Annotated in this window: 17 protein-coding genes; 4 read left to right on the plus strand and 13 right to left on the minus strand. The window is 48.8% G+C overall.

Annotation, left to right across the window (positions count from 1 at the left end; genetic code table 11):
- From R2083_RS03230 to tyrS, 5 genes are all read right to left on the minus strand, one after another.
- A complete protein-coding gene (locus R2083_RS03230) occupies nt 1-2,475 on the minus strand; it encodes an NACHT domain-containing protein (RefSeq protein ID WP_317537493.1) in 2,475 nt (824 codons plus the stop codon).
- A gap of 218 nt (nt 2,476-2,693) precedes the next feature.
- The gene (locus R2083_RS03235) at nt 2,694-3,098 is read right to left on the minus strand and encodes a type II toxin-antitoxin system HicB family antitoxin (RefSeq protein ID WP_317537494.1); all 405 of its coding nucleotides are present in this window, start codon (nt 3,096-3,098) and stop codon (nt 2,694-2,696) included.
- Nucleotides 3,099-3,108: 10 nt separating this feature from the next.
- Nucleotides 3,109-3,291, minus strand: coding sequence for a type II toxin-antitoxin system HicA family toxin (locus R2083_RS03240; RefSeq protein WP_317537495.1), 183 nt, complete (start codon nt 3,289-3,291; stop codon nt 3,109-3,111).
- A gap of 122 nt (nt 3,292-3,413) precedes the next feature.
- On the minus strand, nt 3,414-4,787 hold the full coding sequence (locus R2083_RS03245) for a DEAD/DEAH box helicase (protein ID WP_317537496.1): 1,374 nt from the start codon (nt 4,785-4,787) through the stop codon (nt 3,414-3,416).
- Between the two features lie 264 nt (nt 4,788-5,051).
- Nucleotides 5,052-6,254, minus strand: a complete 1,203-nt coding sequence (gene tyrS, locus R2083_RS03250) for a tyrosine--tRNA ligase (protein ID WP_121165659.1) — start codon at nt 6,252-6,254, stop codon at nt 5,052-5,054.
- 260 nt (nt 6,255-6,514) lie between these two features.
- On the opposite strand from tyrS, the gene R2083_RS03255 reads away from it, so the two are divergent.
- Together R2083_RS03255 and R2083_RS03260 are read left to right on the plus strand one after the other, a co-directional pair.
- Entirely contained in the window at nt 6,515-7,744 is a 1,230-nt protein-coding gene (locus R2083_RS03255; RefSeq protein WP_317537497.1) for a M23 family metallopeptidase, read from the plus strand.
- 77 nt (nt 7,745-7,821) lie between these two features.
- A complete protein-coding gene (locus R2083_RS03260) occupies nt 7,822-8,925 on the plus strand; it encodes an anhydro-N-acetylmuramic acid kinase (protein WP_317537498.1) in 1,104 nt (367 codons plus the stop codon).
- 32 nt (nt 8,926-8,957) lie between these two features.
- Here R2083_RS03260 and erpA read toward each other — a convergent pair whose 3' ends face one another.
- The 6 genes from erpA to rplM all read right to left on the minus strand — a co-directional run bounded on the left by erpA (nt 8,958) and on the right by rplM (nt 12,593).
- Nucleotides 8,958-9,302: an iron-sulfur cluster insertion protein ErpA gene (gene erpA / locus R2083_RS03265; RefSeq protein WP_090317411.1), complete on the minus strand. Its 345-nt coding sequence runs from the start codon at nt 9,300-9,302 to the stop codon at nt 8,958-8,960.
- Between the two features lie 54 nt (nt 9,303-9,356).
- The gene (locus R2083_RS03270) at nt 9,357-9,818 is read right to left on the minus strand and encodes a polymer-forming cytoskeletal protein (RefSeq protein WP_317537499.1); all 462 of its coding nucleotides are present in this window, start codon (nt 9,816-9,818) and stop codon (nt 9,357-9,359) included.
- Between the two features lie 12 nt (nt 9,819-9,830).
- Nucleotides 9,831-10,565, minus strand: a complete 735-nt coding sequence (locus tag R2083_RS03275; protein ID WP_317537500.1) for a DUF6776 family protein — start codon at nt 10,563-10,565, stop codon at nt 9,831-9,833.
- A 61-nt stretch (nt 10,566-10,626) separates the two neighbouring features.
- Complete coding sequence (gene argC / locus R2083_RS03280) at nt 10,627-11,655, minus strand: N-acetyl-gamma-glutamyl-phosphate reductase (protein WP_317537501.1); 1,029 nt, start codon at nt 11,653-11,655, stop codon at nt 10,627-10,629.
- 105 nt (nt 11,656-11,760) lie between these two features.
- Nucleotides 11,761-12,153 carry a 30S ribosomal protein S9 gene (gene rpsI, locus R2083_RS03285; protein WP_292983454.1) on the minus strand — a complete coding sequence of 131 codons (393 nt, stop codon included), beginning with the start codon at nt 12,151-12,153 and terminating at the stop codon, nt 11,761-11,763.
- A 5-nt stretch (nt 12,154-12,158) separates the two neighbouring features.
- Nucleotides 12,159-12,593, minus strand: coding sequence for a 50S ribosomal protein L13 (gene rplM, locus R2083_RS03290; protein ID WP_292985927.1), 435 nt, complete (start codon nt 12,591-12,593; stop codon nt 12,159-12,161).
- Between the two features lie 236 nt (nt 12,594-12,829).
- On the opposite strand from rplM, the gene R2083_RS03295 reads away from it, so the two are divergent.
- Together R2083_RS03295 and R2083_RS03300 are read left to right on the plus strand one after the other, a co-directional pair.
- Nucleotides 12,830-14,542, plus strand: coding sequence for a glutamine--tRNA ligase/YqeY domain fusion protein (locus R2083_RS03295; RefSeq protein ID WP_317537502.1), 1,713 nt, complete (start codon nt 12,830-12,832; stop codon nt 14,540-14,542).
- Between the two features lie 45 nt (nt 14,543-14,587).
- On the plus strand, nt 14,588-14,848 hold the full coding sequence (locus tag R2083_RS03300; RefSeq protein WP_108697314.1) for a DUF5062 family protein: 261 nt from the start codon (nt 14,588-14,590) through the stop codon (nt 14,846-14,848).
- A 292-nt stretch (nt 14,849-15,140) separates the two neighbouring features.
- Here the strand turns inward: R2083_RS03300 and R2083_RS03305 are convergent, their stop codons facing one another.
- Entirely contained in the window at nt 15,141-15,470 is a 330-nt protein-coding gene (locus R2083_RS03305) for a hypothetical protein (protein ID WP_317537503.1), read from the minus strand.
- A complete protein-coding gene (locus tag R2083_RS03310; protein WP_317537504.1) occupies nt 15,374-15,676 on the minus strand; it encodes a hypothetical protein in 303 nt (100 codons plus the stop codon). The genes R2083_RS03305 and R2083_RS03310 overlap by 97 nt, the downstream gene beginning before the upstream one ends.

A 15,676-nucleotide genomic window follows, 5' to 3' on the forward strand; every position in this document is an offset into this window, starting at 1 on the left:
TCAGGAAATGATTGTCCCCGCCCTAAAAGAAATATCACGTGGTTTCCAGCTGCGAAGATAATTTGCAGCATCAGCCGCACCGTGAACATTTAGGTGGACCATTGCCATTTCGGCGATGTCAGTATCCTCAGGCTTTTCGTTATGTCGCTCGTCTTGGTTGAGTTTTGACCAGTTTCTGAGCCATTCATGAGCCATTCGTAGACGGCTGCGTGCATCACCGTGTAAATCAGGTCGTGCAGAAAGTAATCCTGCTTCATAGGCATGATGACAACCAAGCCAACCGCCCCCGAATGTTCGTCGCGATACCAGTTCTTGGACAAGATTTGCATCCATAAACACGGCAGCCAAATCCGTGTTTTCTTGGATAAGATTGTTTTGACGATTTTCACCAGCTGTTTCGCCTCCGGCTTTTAAGGCGAGCTTTGCTGCATCCGAGTAGCGTTTTGCACGAAGACTGGCCTTAAGAGCGAATTGAAGCCGTTGCAGTTGCACATCACGTTTCTCAAGGGGGCTACCGTCTGGAAGTCCCTCGGACGATAAAGCCAAATCCATCAATTCGGAGAATTGACCTGCTTCCAGCATCAACTGTGGAAGCGCTGCTGCCGCATACGCACTTCTTGAAGCGAGAGGTTTTAAAATTCCGATGAATTCTGCAAGCTTAGTTGCTTTTGGTTTGAATCGCTCTCTAAACCAGGTTTCCGCTGGCTCGTCGAAAAACTGGATTGTCTCACCAGTCATCAAAAGGGGGCGACCAAGATCAATCGCAAAGCTTCTAATGGCTGCTTTTTCCACTCCTGAAATCAATGCGAGAACTTTGATTGGGATGAGTGGCCGAAGAGTAGCTAGCCCTGTACAGATAAGATCAATCTGCTCACGTTCGGTTTCTCCATCACGATCTCGAAGCTGGTTGATTGCGTGTTCGAGCAGATTTGAAATCGTATCCTCGATGGTAGTTGGGTACGGACCAAGAGTCCGAAGAATTTCGTGTAAAGGGGCTGTACGTGAGAGCGCAGTTGCTTGCACGCGGGGATTTTGCGAACTTAGCCGGTGGAATTCGTTAATATCGTGTTCCGTTGCCGCAGGAAACTTCTGTCGAAGCAATGTTGCTGTTTCTGATCGGCTGAACGTTTGCAATTCACGTTGAAGAGCGGTCAATGGAGGATCGAGCAGCTTACGTCGATGGGTTCTGCATGTCACAACCAATCGCACGCCTTCCGGCAAGTTTTCACGCAACAAATCACGAGCGAAAGAGCGCGATTCGCCTATTTCTTCCGCCGCCATTTGTGCGTTATCGGCGGCGTCTATAATGATGCACAGCAATGCTTCCAGGTGTGTCGCCCGTATTGAATTGATGCTTTGGCTAAGCCGGTGCTTGAATGCTTTCAGGTATGCTGTTGCATCTGCATGCGGTGTCGGAATGAGTGGATGACAGAGGCCCATGCTGGCAAGTTCGTTGGCAATTTGCACCAGAGCATCTTTGTGTCGATGTCGAAATGCGCTTCTGCTGCGATATTGTCCATTGCCAAAGCAATCATACAAAATGCATACAGAACCCTGAGGAGGGCCGAACTTTATCTGTGTCGAGAAAACGGATTTACCGACGCCGCCATCTGCGTGAATAATGACGGGACCGGAGTCAGTGGCAATAATGTCGGCAATAATTGCTGCATATTGTTCTCGAAGCACAATATTATTTGTATCCGAGATAAGGCAGGGGGCTGGGAAAATTTTGCTCTCATCGGACTTGAGTGCCCGAAGCACATCGATTTTTGTGATGACCGGATTATCCGAGTTTTCAGAAAGCGCTTTTTGACTTACCAGTACTGTGAGCTGTTTCGGTGCGTCCATATCAGCATCGGGGAGATAATCATTGATATCTTGCACCAAGATGTTACGTTGATCCCAGTAGCCCTCATGCTGCCCTTCAAGATGCAACAATCTGCAAAAACGAGACAACTCGTCGTCCTTTAATCCGGTATGTTTCCCTAGCTTGGCTAATTCTTTTGGGTGGCGTGGATTGGTTTCAGAGGCAGCATCAGTTAAAGTTTCCAGAATGTTAGAACTTATAGGACGATTGGAAATAAAAAAGAATCGCAATTTCTGTTCGCATTGCTCGGAGCCAAATTGCTGACAAAAAGCGCTATATCGTTTAGCAAATCCTTTAAGTGTTTTTTTCAGACCACTTGCTGTCCACGGTTTATTTGGAGTCTGGGTCGAATGTTTGAGTTGATAATATCTGACAGAGTCAGCCTGCTCAAAATTCTCACTTCCATAATATTCAGCAATGTCGATAAGCTCTTCGCCTGCTTCGATGGTAGAGCTTCCATTACTTTCAGAGACAGATGCACCTTCGATTGAAATTGCTACCAATCCAGAAATTCGTGAGAGTAATGGCAAACAGCGCCTTGCAGCCCACAAATAGTGGAATTGGTCGCCGTCTCTACTAAAGCGAACTAATTCACTGTTGTTGCTCATATTGAAATCAGATGCCGAATCAGATGGCTTTATTGTAACCAACTAGTGGGTTGCAAAACTGAGGAAATCCACCTATTAGGTTTTTGTGGTATGAGGCTTTAATGCTACTTTTCAAAAAAGTATCACGTAACTACGTTAAGTCTTCATGATGCAGTATTGGTTATATTTTTCTGGTACAAGAAGAAATTCTTCTGAATGTCTTGAATGAAACGCCTCGATCATCCCAAATGCAAATCTTCCTGCAGCGTCCGGCGAGCAATAAACCCTGAACGCGATTCTCCCGCTGCTTTCGCTGCCGCATCGATACGGCGCAGTACGCGGGCAGGTAGCGTAATGTTGACTCTCTCCACTTTATCCGATAATTCGGATAGGTCAATTGCAACAATCGCCCATATCCAGCCTGAATATTCAGGATTGGATTGATGTTCAGCGATGGAGCGTGGTTCAGGTATGGCGCCTCCGCTATCGATTGTTTCCTCCAGCCATAGCTCAATGGCTTCTTTGGCGTTGTCGATGGCGTCATCCAAGGTATCGCCCGCTGAAAAACAACCCGGCAAGTCAGGAACAACTACGCCGAATGCATGCTGCTCATCACCTGGTTCAATCACAATGGGAAATCTCATTTTTACTCCTTTATTTCAGACCAGCTTGTTTCAGTAGTTTATGAGCTAGACCGGTACCCAGATCTTTCTTGGGATGAGGAACGGTAATGTGACCGCTCTTTTGGGGATGTGTATAGATATGGTGAGAGCCTTTAATCCCTCGAAGCACCCATCCTGCTTTCTCAAGTTGCTTGATAATCGCTGCGCTATTCATAATGTGTAGTATACACACTATAGATGGAAAGTGATGTTAACGAATAAACAGCACTGCTGAAAGGATGTAATGCGGATGAATCATTTGCCCCGGTACGCCCGAGGCAAATGGTTTATTGATAATTACTTCGTGCGTGCGAACTGAAAACCGGCTTTGTTGCCGCTATTACTGCGGAAAGAATTGCCACGGTTGTCCTGATCGAACGAGCGGCCGCGTTGCCCGCTGCGGGCTCTGCCGGGTTCGTTGGCCGCGCCGAAGCCGGGGCGGTTGTCGTTGCCTGCGAAGGGTGAGCGCTTGCGTTTTTGTGTCACGCTGGGCGCGCTGCTTTTTGGTCCGTTACTTTGGAAACGTGGTTTGATGCGCGGTTCCAGGCCGGGAATGATGTGCGACGCGATGCGCTGGCCGGTGTAGCGTTCGATTTTCGATAAGTGTGCGCTATCCTTATTGGACGCGAACGAAACGGCAATGCCGGCTGCACCTGCGCGGCCTGTACGGCCAATGCGGTGCACATAATCTTCGGCGAATTTTGGGAGATCGAAATTAATCACGTGCGTGATGTCAGCCACGTCGATACCGCGCGCAGCGACATCGGTTGCCACGAGCACTTGCAAGCCGCCGTTACGCAACCGGGTCAATGTGCGGGTACGTTCGCGTTGATTCATATCGCCGTGTAATGCCGCTGCTGAAAAGCCTTGCGCATATAAGTTATCGGCCAAGGTATCCGCATCGCGTTTGGTCGCTGTGAAAACGATGGCTTGTTTCACTTTCTCGTCGCGCAGCACATGATCCAGCAGGCGGTTCTTGTGTGACATATCATCGGCATAATGTAAGCGTTGCTCGATGTTATCGAGTTTGGCTTTTTGCGAGGCTACTTGAATACGTTTTGGCGTTTTCAATAGTTTTGTCGCAACTTTGTCGATGGCATTGTCGAGTGTGGCGGAGAACAGCAAGGTCTGGCGTGTGTCCGGTGTTGCGGCTGCAATGGTTTCGACATCGTCGATGAAACCCATATCCAGCATGCGGTCGGCTTCGTCGAGCACGAGCATTTGCAAGCGTTTGAAATCGATACGGCCACGTTGGATGTGATCGATCAACCGGCCGGGTGTTGCAACCAGAATATCAACGGGTTGTGACAAAAGTTTGTTTTGCAAAGGATACGGCATACCACCCAGAATGCTGACCACGTTGATACGCGGCAGATATTTGCCATATTTTTTGGCTGCTTCTGAAACTTGCAATGCCAGTTCGCGGGTTGGTGTCAATACCAAAATGCGCGGTCCGCGGCTGCGCGCTTCCGATGGTGTTGCCAGCAGATGCAATGCCGGTAACATGAAGGCGGCGGTTTTACCGGTTCCGGTTTGTGCGCTGGCCATCACATCATGACCGGCGATTAATTCTGGAATCGCTTGTTTCTGAATCGGGGTCGGAGCGGTATATCCCGCTTCGCTAATGGCTTTGATAATAGCAGAGTGTAGATTTAAATCTTCAAAAGACACGTTGATTTCCTAAAAAAGTGAAATAGAACGCGCGGGCAAGAAAACATTGCCAAAATGGTGATGGTGCATAACCTTGCAAGCGCATTAATAAAGCATCGCCGCTAACCAAAGTTGTTGCACATTTTCCGGAAAAACTTGAAAAATTTAGGAGAGGCCAGGAACGATGAGACCAGGAAAGTTGATCGAATCAGAGATTCCGATCAACTTAGGCCGCGCAGTATAGCGGGTTCTTCCCGAGCATGCAAATTATTCGCAGCCGGTGAGTTACTGAATGATGGCTTTGGCGAATTTTCGTTTGCCGACCTGAATAACGACGGATTCTCCCCGTTTAATTTTGGTGGATTTATCTTCCACTTTTTCACCATCCAATTTGACTGCGCCTTGCTCGATCATGCGCAGCGCTTCGCTGGTGCTGGCAGTCAATCCGGCTTGTTTTAATAATTGCACCAGGGGAATTTCTCCATCCGTGGTTGGGATGATTTTTTCCGGTATTTCGTCGGGCAACGCGCCGTGTCGAAAGCGTGCTTCAAAATCGGCCAGTGCTTCTTCGGCAGCTTGCTGGCTATGAAAGCGTGCGACGATTTCCTGTGCGAGCTTGACCTTGATGTCGCGGGGATTGCGGCCATTTTCGACTTCTTCGCGCCATGTCCGGATAGTTTGCAGCGATTCAAAAGAAAGCAGCTCCAGATAGCGCCACATCAATTGATCCGATACCGACATCAGCTTACCGAAGATTTCTTTCGGACTCTCTGTGATACCGACATAATTATTCAGCGACTTGGACATTTTATTGACGCCATCGAGTCCTTCCAGCAGCGGCATCATGAGAATACATTGCTGTGGCTGGCCGAAATGCCTTTGTAATTCCCGCCCCATCAGCAGGTTGAATTTTTGATCGGTGCCGCCTAACTCCAGATCCGCTTTCAGTGCGACGGAATCGTATCCTTGTATCAAAGGGTAGAGAAATTCATGAATGGCGATGGGCTGGTTGTTGCGGTAGCGTTTATCGAAATCATCCCGTTCCAGCATGCGTGCGACGGTATGCGTTGCGGCGAGTTTGATCAGATCGGCGGCGTTCAGCTTATCCATCCAGGTGGAGTTGAAAACGACCTCGGTTTGTTCCTGTTTCAATATTTTGAAAACCTGTGTGGTATAGGACTGTGCATTTTCCGCGACTTGTTCCCGTGTCAGCGGCGGGCGGGTGCTGTTCTTTCCGCTGGGATCGCCGATCATGCCGGTGAAATCGCCGATCAGGAACAGAATATGATGTCCCATATCCTGTAACTGACGCAATTTATTCAGTAAAACCGTGTGTCCGAGGTGCAAATCCGGGGCTGTCGGGTCGAATCCTGCTTTAACCCGGAGCGGATTTCCGGAAATAAGCTTACTTTCCAGCTCTGTTTCCACTAATAGTTCGTGACTGCCGCGTTTTATAATTTCAAGATCAGATAATATTGATTTTTTCACGATATTGCTAAATTTATGATTTTTATTAAAATTTCTGTAATTAGAAAGAGTTTATTAGTACAATATTAGTTGTTTTCTAGTACAAATTAACTATTTTCGTGTTAGACTCGCGCCTGTTTGCAAAAATGATACAAATGACTGGAGGTACTTCATAGATGCTATATACGCCTATTAGCAATAAACAAGGGATTCTAGCTCAAAAATCATCAAAACTAACAAAAAAATCAATTCGCTGGCTGGTAGCTTTATCCAGCATACCATTGTTCGGTATAGTCACTGCATTCGGTATTGCACCTAATTCCCCCTCATTTGAAGAGATTCAAGTCGAAGAAGTCGTTCTGGATATATCCATTCCAGAGGCTATTGCTGAGACTCAAGCGAATCAAACCTTCTGGCGCCAGGAAAATATCCGCCGGGGTGATACGATTGCAGCGATATTGAACCGCTTGGACGTGAGTAATCAGGATTCAACGGATTTTCTGCAGGCTGCGCGTGGAAGCCGCGCGATGCGTCAATTGAAACCGGGACAAACCGTTTATGCGCAAACGACGGCAGACGGCGAGTTGTTAACGTTGCGCTATTTCTTCGGTAACGAAGAGCTGTTTTTGATGGAAAAAACAGATGATGCATTCAAAATGACCGAACAATCGGTCGAGCTGGATACGCGGGTTCATATGAAGTCCGGCGAAATTAACAGCTCACTGTTTGCGGCAACCGATAATGCAGGCATACCCAATAACATCGCGATGCAATTGACTGAAATTTTTGCATCGGAAATCGATTTTTACCGTGATTTACGCCAAGGCGACCGTTTTACCGTCGTCTATGAAACATTCGCCAATGACAATGGCAAGCGCGCCAAAACCGGCCGTGTTTTAGCGGCTGAGTTTGTCAATAAAGGCAAATCGCATCAAGCGATATACTTTAAAGCATCCAATGGCGCGGACGGATATTACACTCCGGCAGGGGAAAGTTTACGTAAAGCATTCCTGCTTTCGCCGCTTACTTTTTCGCGCGTCAGTTCCGGTTTTACCAATGCGCGTTTTCATCCCATTCTGAAAGAATGGCGCGCCCATAGAGGCATAGATTATGCCGCGCCGACCGGTACGCCGGTTAAAGCGACAGCCAGCGGGATCGTGGCGTTTTCTGGTTCGCAAAAAGGATACGGCAATTTGGTTGTGCTGAAACATAACGGTAAATACGAAACCGCGTATGGCCATTTATCACGATTTGCCAGTGGGATGAGTAAAGGTAAGCGTATCAGCCAGGGAGACGTGATCGGTTACGTCGGTTCGACCGGCATGGCGACCGGCCCGCACTTGCACTACGAATTGCGCATCGACGGTGTGCAGCGCGATCCAACCAACGTGGTGCTGCCATCGGCCCCGCCGATTGCAAAACGGGATTTGAATACTTTCCAGAAGGAAACCCATGCGCTGGTTGCACGTTTGAACATCATGCGTAATATTCATCTCGCTGTATTGGAATAATTCTGGCTGGTCATCACGGACGGCGGTTTTGACGTAACACCGCCGTCATCAACTCTGCTTTAAGCATCGAAAAATCGTTGGAATCCGCTTATTACTATATCGGCATCATGTCTGGCACCAGTCTGGACGGTGTGGATGCCGTTCTGGTGGATTTCAGCGCGGCAGCGCCCGTGCTGCGGCAAACTTTCTTTTGTCCGTACGGTGGCGAATTGCGCGAGCAGCTATTGGCGCTGCATCAACCCGGTCATGACGAACTGAATCGCGCGGCTATTCTCAGTAACCAACTGTCTTCCCTGTATGCACAAGCCACTGCGGGAGTATTGGAAAATACCGGTATCGCAGCGCGGCAAATTACAGCTATCGGATGCCATGGCCAAACGATCCGGCATTGTCCCGAAGCCGGTAAAAATTACACCATCCAACTGATCAACGCCGCTTTGCTGGCGGAACTCACACAAATTACCGTTGTTGCGGATTTCAGAAGCCGCGATATTGCAGCGGGCGGGCAGGGTGCGCCATTGGTTCCGGCGTTTCACCATGCTATTTTTAAACATGTTGATTATCATCGCATCATCGTCAATATCGGCGGCATTGCGAATATCACTCGCCTTGATCCCTGCCAGCCTGTCAGTGGTTTCGATTGTGGCCCTGGGAATTTATTAATGGATGCCTGGTGTTCGCGTCATACCGGAAATGTGTATGACAAAGACGGGCAATGGGCGGCAAGCGGCCGCATCATTCCCGCGTTGCTGGAACGCTTCTTGTCCGAGGATTTCTTTACTCGAAAACCGCCCAAAAGCACCGGCAGAGATCTGTTTAATCTGCATTGGCTGGAACAAAAGCTATGCGGTGACGAAGCGCCGCACGATGTGCAGGCCACCTTGTTGCAACTGACAGCAACGACGATTGCGTGGTCGATACAAGAACATTGCCCGGCGGCTGAGGAAATCTATCTATGCGGTGGCGGGGCGCATAATACGGCGCTGGTTGATCGCCTAACCGCCAGCATGCCGGGAAAAATTGTGGCGTTGACCGATCAGCTGGGTGTCGCGGCCGATTGGGTGGAAGCCTTTGCATTTGCCTGGCTGGCGCATCAGACTATTGTACGGAAAGCGGGTAGTTTGGCGGAAGTGACCGGCGCTAAAGGAAATAGGATTTTAGGCGCGATCTATCCCGCCTAAAGGGCGGCTCGATTAACACTGCCGCGTGAAATTCATACCGAGAACGACGAGCCGCAACCGCATGTGCTGCTAGCACCAGGGTTTTTGATAACGAACTGAGCACCTTTTATATTTTCCTGGTAATCAATTTCAGCACCGATCAGGTACTGAAAACTCATCGGATCGACCAGCAGTTTGACGCCGTTTTTCTCCATGATAGTGTCATCTTCGTTGATGGTTTCATCAAAAGTAAATCCATACTGAAAGCCCGAGCAGCCGCCGCCGCTGACAAAGACCCTGAGTTTGAGATTATTGTTGCCTTCTTCGTCAATCAATTGTTTGACTTTAAAAGCCGCATTTTCAGTAAATAAAAGCGGGGTGTGATTTTCAGTGCTCATGTTTGTTGATCCTCATAATTTTTTCAGTATAGCAAACATCCGGCAGCTTGCTGGCTATGATGCTTCCTTTTCTACCGCTATATGCGCCTGATCGGCCGAGGGTGGCAATAATGTTATCATTTTCTCGGGCTGCTGCGCATTTCCGGATTCCGGTTTGTTGTGATGCAGCATTTTTCCGTCAACGGAAGCGCCGAGCTGGATCTCTATCGAACCGTACTGCACATCGCCATGTACTTTCGCTTTTTCCTGTAATTCCAAATAGCCTGATGCATCGATAGGGCCGGTTACCGTACCGTTGATGACAACATTAACAGCCTTTATTTTTCCTTCGATGCGGCCTTCGGTACTGAGAACCAATGTGCTGTTCTCTTCATCGGTTGCAATGACATTGCCGGTAATATGTCCGTCAATCCGTAGGCCGCCAGTGAAATGAATATCGCCTGAGATATTTGTATTAGCGCCGATCAAGGTATCGATATGGTGATGAAGCTGGTTTTTCTTTTTTCTACCGAACATATTCTTTCTCCTTCACGATGCCGGTTGGACAGTTTCAGTAGCGATAGGTTTTTTGTCGCCATTTTTGTAAATTTGCACTTGAATGTTCTCCACGATGGTGTCTGGAGATACTTGGAAATGCTCTTCCAGCCGATGGATGAACTTGAAGCTGATAGGAAAATCCTGTTTAGAATTCTTATTGATCAGCGGTATTACTTTACTTTTGTCCTTCTGCAGCAATTTTACTTTGAATCTTAAGTTCCCCTTGAAATCATTCGGTCTTTCTCCACCCTGGATGAGTGTGAGCGCGTAGCGGTACTGGCCCGGTGTTTGTGTTTCTTTCAGACTGAATTGATAAATGGAAATCCCGCTTTTTGTATTGTTGGCGACAAGATTGTGGAAAAACTCCAGTTTTTCCTTGAGATGATCATTTTCGGCAGCGAGCGACTTCACCTCTTCGGCGAGATTCTGGTTGGCGGTATTGCTGATTTGCACTTGTTGAATCAAATCACCAATCTGCGTGCACAATTGTTGCTTCTTGGTTTGCCGGCAACTGCCTGGATCAAATAAATACGACGGTTTCTCCTCGATCCTATCGTCCAGCTCATCCACAGAGTGCCGGCCTGCTTCGTACATGCCCCAGGAAAGCGCAGCCAGTAAGGGGCAGACTATTGCGGCTGCGGCTAAGTAGAATTGCCATGAACGGTGCGGGCGTACGACAACGCGCTGGGAGAGAATTTGCGGTTTTTTCTGGAAAAGTTTGAACACCGTTAAGCGCTCCGCTGATGCAAATTCGATTTATGCGCGAACACCGGCGTATTGGGCATTGTCAAGGCAGGAGCGGAACCTGATTGATGCCGAGTGTTTCGGGTAAGCCGAATAGGATGTTCATATTTTGTATTGCTTGCCCTGCCGCACCTTTGACCAGATTATCGGTTACCGACAGGATTACGACGGTATCGCTGTTTTGCGGTTGATGCACGGCGATGCGGCAAAGGTTAGAGCCTCGTACGGAGCGGGTTTCCGGATGTTTACCGGCGGGCAGCACATCGACAAAAGCTTCATTCTGGTAACGTTTCTCGTACAGCGTTTGCAAATCCACCTGTTTGGTCAGCTTGGCGTAGAGCGTTGCATGAATGCCGCGAATCATCGGCACCAGATGCGGAACAAACGTCAAACCGACCGGTTTCTTGGCTATATTGGAAAGACCTTGTTTAATCTCCGGCAGATGCCGGTGCCCTGGAACACCGTAAGCTTTGAAATTATCCGATGCTTCGGCGTGCAGGGTATGTACCTCGGCTTTTCGTCCGGCGCCGGAAACGCCGGATTTGACATCGGCGATCAGATGTTTGATATCGATCACACCAGCCTCGATCAGCGGCAGGAAGCCCAGTTGCACGGCGGTTGGATAACAACCCGGATTGGCGATCAGACGGGCATTCTTGACTTGCTCGCGATTAATTTCCGGTAAGCCGTATACAGCCTCGGCAACCAGATTAGGACAAGCATGCTGCATGCCATACCATTTTTCCCATTCTGCGACATCCTTGATACGAAAATCAGCCGCCAGATCGATGACTTTTACATCCGCTTTCAACAGGGATTCCGCTTGCTGCATGGCAATGCCATTCGGTGTGGCAAAAAAAACCACATCGCACTTGGTGAGTTTGGCATTAACAGGATCGCTGAATTTGAGGTCGATATGTCCGCGCAGATTAGTGAATAATTCCGCCACATTCATGCCCGCTTCGCTGCGCGATGTAATCGCTTTTATTTTCACTTTGGGATGTTGCGCCAGTAAGCGCAATAACTCTACGCCTGTGTAACCGGTTCCACCGACAATGCCGACATTGATCATCGTAACTCCTGTGATATTTCTTCGCTATAGGTTTTACTTATTTGCTATCCAATAAAAAAGCCGCCCGGAAAGAGGCGGCTTTTTGATAATTCCTGCGATAAAAAATTATCGTTTAGAGAATTGTTTGCGTCGCCGGGCTTTCCGCAAGCCTACTTTTTTCCTTTCTACTTCACGTGCATCGCGGGTAACCAGTCCTGCTTTACTGAGTACAGATTTTAAAGCTGAATCATAGTCAATCAGTGCACGCGTAATGCCATGACGTACTGCACCAGCCTGACCGGATTCGCCGCCGCCATGAATGTTTACCATAATATCAAAAGTATTGGCATTATTTGTAAGTTCTAGCGGTTGTCTTGCGATCATGCGGCCTGTTTCGCGAGAGAAGTAAACATCAATCGGTTTATCGTTGATGATAATCGCGCCTTTTCCCGGTTTAATAAAAACACGGGCAACAGCGCTTTTACGCCGGCCAGTACCATAATTATATTGAGTAGCCATAGATATTATGCTCTAATTTCAAGTGGTTTTGGTTGTTGAGCGGCATGTGGATGCGTATCGCCAGCATATATTTTCAATTTCTTTAGCATCGCATAACCCAGTGGTCCTTTAGGTAACATGCCTTTGACAGCCTTCTCAAGCGGACGGGTTGGAAAACGCGCGTGCATTTTCTTGAAATTGGTTGCGTAGATCCCGCCTGGATAGCCGCTATGGCGATAATAAATTTTATCTTCCGCTTTATTGCCTGTAACGCGCAATTTGTCGGCATTGACTACAACGATATAGTCGCCGGTATCAACGTGCGGTGTATAAATGGGTTTGTGTTTGCCGCGTAAACGGTAAGCAATCTGCGAAGCAAGGCGGCCTAAAACTTTACCGGTCGCGTCAATGACAAACCAGTCATGATTTACTTCGTGTGGTTTGGCTGAAAATGTTTTCACAAAAACCTGTCCTGCGTATTCAAAAAGAGCCGCGAATTTTAAGTCAGGGATCAACAAAAGTCAAATATAGAATGCGTTATTTTATGCCGGGTTGGCGTATTTTTGCAGTAAACCGGAAGCCAGCACGGCTTACCGAAGAATGATGGATTTTAAACCAATCGCCGCTATAATCTCATCCTATAAGGGATGACAAGCATTCCACCTTAACGTATCAATCACATACCGAGAGACCCGCTTTGAAAGAAAAACCAGAAACCAATTCATCTGTTGAGGCAACACCGGCCAATTTTATCCGCAATATTATCGACGAAGATAATCGTTCCGGAAAATGGAACGGACGTGTGGAAACGCGCTTCCCGCCCGAGCCCAATGGCTATTTGCACATCGGCCACGCCAAGAGCATTTGCCTGAATTTCGGTATCGCACATGATTACGGTGGCTTGTGTCATTTGCGTTTCGACGATACCAATCCGGAAAAGGAAGCGCAGGAATATGTCGACTCGATTTGCGACAGCGTGTCATGGCTGGGGTTTGATTGGGGCAAACACCTGTATTATTCGTCCGATTACTTCGATCAACTGTACGAATTCGCCGAATACCTGATCACTCAGGATAAAGCCTACGTCGAGAGTCTTTCCGCCGATGAGATCCGCGAATACCGCGGCACACTCATTCATCCCGGCAAGAACAGTCCCTATCGTGACCGCCCGGCCGCTGAAAGCCTGGATTTATTCCGCCGTATGAAGGCCGGTGAGTTTGCCGACGGTCAATACGTGCTGCGCGCCAAGATCGACATGGCGTCACCCAACATCAACATGCGCGACCCGGTGATTTACCGCATCCGTCATGTGCATCACCAGCGCACCGGCGATCAATGGTGCATTTATCCGATGTACGATTACACGCATTGTATTTCCGACGCATTGGAACGCATCACGCACTCCCTGTGCACTTTGGAATTTGAAGATCACCGTCCGTTGTACGATTGGGTGCTGGATCAATTGGCGGATAAAGTGCCGTGCCATCCGCAGCAAATCGAATTTGCCCGGCTCAATCTGACCTATACCGTGATGAGCAAGCGCAAACTGATCGAATTGGTGGAGAAGAAATTGGTCGATGGCTGGGACGACCCGCGTTTGAGTACCCTGGCCGGTGTGCGCCGCCGTGGTTTTACGCCGCGTGCGATTCGCCTGTTTGCCGAACGCATTGGCATCAGCAAGGCGGATTCCTGGATCGACATGAGCATATTGGAAGATTGTTTGCGCGAGGACTTAAACGAACATGCGCCGCGCCGTGTTGCCGTTCTGAAGCCGCTCAAACTGATCATCGATAACTACCCGGAAGATCAGCAAGAAGACTGCTTTGCGCCGAATCACCCGCAAAAACCGGAATGGGGCAAACGCACGATCCCGTTTTCCAAAGTGCTGTACATCGAGCGCGACGATTTCATGGAAACGCCGGTCAAAGGCTATTTTCGTTTGTCGCCGGGCGCGGAAGTGCGTTTGCGTTATGCCTATCTGGTCAAATGCGTCAGCATCGATAAAAATGCGCAAGGTGACATCGAAGTGATTCACTGCACTTATGATCCCGATACCAAAAGCGGAACGCCCGGCGCGGATAGCCGCAAAGTCAAAGGCAATATCCATTGGCTCTCGGTCAAGCATGCGCAAGTAGCGGAAGTGCGCTTGTACGACCGCTTGTTTACCGATCCCCATCCAGATAGCGGTGACAAGGACTACAAGACCGCGTTGAATCCCGGATCGAAACAAATCATCACCGCGTATGTGGAACAATCGCTGTGCGATGCGCAACCGGAACAAAGCTTCCAGTTCGAGCGTAACGGCTATTTTGTCGCCGACCGGCTCGATATGAAACCCGGTAAGCCGGTGTTCAATCGCGCGGTGACGTTGCGCGATTCGTGGGGGAAGGCTGTGGCTTCAAGTGTGTAAGGAGACAAAACAGAACCGGATAACCGGGCATTAACGAGGGTCGCCATGAAAAAACTGAAAAATGAGGCTGCTTTATTCAAGGAAGCCATGCTTGCGGGCGTGAAGTATGCGGAAGGACGGGGCGTGGTGCAATTTGAAGCGACCGATTCGGCGAGTGAGAAATTGCTCTACATTTATCGCTTGCTGGTACACGATAAAGTTATGCAGCCCTTACCGGAAGATCAAGTCGCCGAGAAAACCATGCGACATAAGCTTACCCTGTGGTATGCCAAACAGCTGCCAAAAGATCATCCGTTGTTGAAGTGATACCTAATAGAGACGTATCAAAGGCGAAGAACATTGTATTGGATGGATAACTTGTTGCAACGATCAGATCGCGAATCAAGAACGAAGAAGCAAAAATTTTCTAATTCACGATCTTTGTTTCTTGATTACTTCGGTGCTTCCTTTTTAGGTTTTTTCGCTTCCTTGTTTTTGCGTTGCTGTCCTTTAGCCATGATCGCTTCCTTGTGTAATGGTTGTTACATCATAAACTGAATGACAGTGCTTGTGTTGCCTCGTGCATGCTATCGTGCGTGTGTGCTTTGTGGCTGCGCTATCAGTCGATATAGAACAATCCCCGTTGCCGGACCATTTTCCAATCGGTGTGGCCGTTCTGGCGGCATGCGCCGTAGCGGAAAGAGGGCGGTAATTCCGGGAATTTGAAGCGCAGATCATAGAACCAAGCGCACTGGTTTTGCTCCGAAATATCGATGCGTTCCAGCGCCGGGAATTGGGCAAATGCCCGGAAGGGCGCAAAAGCGGGGTGCAGCCAGGCTTCGCGGGCGAGCTTTATTTCTGCCGGATCGCCGCCGAATTGCTGCTGGAGCTGCCAGTTATTTTCCGCAACCGGGCGATATAAGCGGCAGCCATCCGGGTGAGCAGCCAAGTGGTTTGATTGTGTTGCGGATGACTGAATGGTAATAAGCTCACATTAGCGAGGTGATAGTTGTCATCGTGCCGGATGATGATTTTCCAGTGGAACGGCGATAGCGGTTGCGGCAAAGCGCTTTCTTCGCGCTGCCGTTGCGCCATGGCTGGCGCCGCAGCCCGTGCCAGGAGGGCGCCACTTAATGCATGCGTGATGGGATCCAC

Origin of the sequence: Nitrosomonas sp. Is35, assembly GCF_033063295.1 — a bacterium.
Taxonomy (GTDB): Bacteria; Pseudomonadota; Gammaproteobacteria; order Burkholderiales; family Nitrosomonadaceae; genus Nitrosomonas.

What these genes read in the sequence shown, in the direction of transcription:
- R2083_RS03235 (WP_317537494.1), bottom strand. Translation starts at nt 3,098, where the DNA reads ATGAGATTTCCCATTGTGATTGAACCAGGTGATGAGCAGCATGCATTC.
- argC (WP_317537501.1), bottom strand. Translation starts at nt 11,655, where the DNA reads ATGATCAATGTCGGCATTGTCGGTGGAACCGGTTACACAGGCGTAGAG.
- rpsI (WP_292983454.1), bottom strand. Translation starts at nt 12,153, where the DNA reads ATGGCTACTCAATATAATTATGGTACTGGCCGGCGTAAAAGCGCTGTT.
- R2083_RS03240 (WP_317537495.1), bottom strand. Translation starts at nt 3,291, where the DNA reads ATGAATAGCGCAGCGATTATCAAGCAACTTGAGAAAGCAGGATGGGTG.
- R2083_RS03300 (WP_108697314.1), top strand. Translation starts at nt 14,588, where the DNA reads ATGAAAAAACTGAAAAATGAGGCTGCTTTATTCAAGGAAGCCATGCTT.
- R2083_RS03230 (WP_317537493.1), bottom strand. Translation starts at nt 2,475, where the DNA reads ATGAGCAACAACAGTGAATTAGTTCGCTTTAGTAGAGACGGCGACCAA.
- R2083_RS03270 (WP_317537499.1), bottom strand. Translation starts at nt 9,818, where the DNA reads ATGTTCGGTAGAAAAAAGAAAAACCAGCTTCATCACCATATCGATACC.
- erpA (WP_090317411.1), bottom strand. Translation starts at nt 9,302, where the DNA reads ATGAGCACTGAAAATCACACCCCGCTTTTATTTACTGAAAATGCGGCT.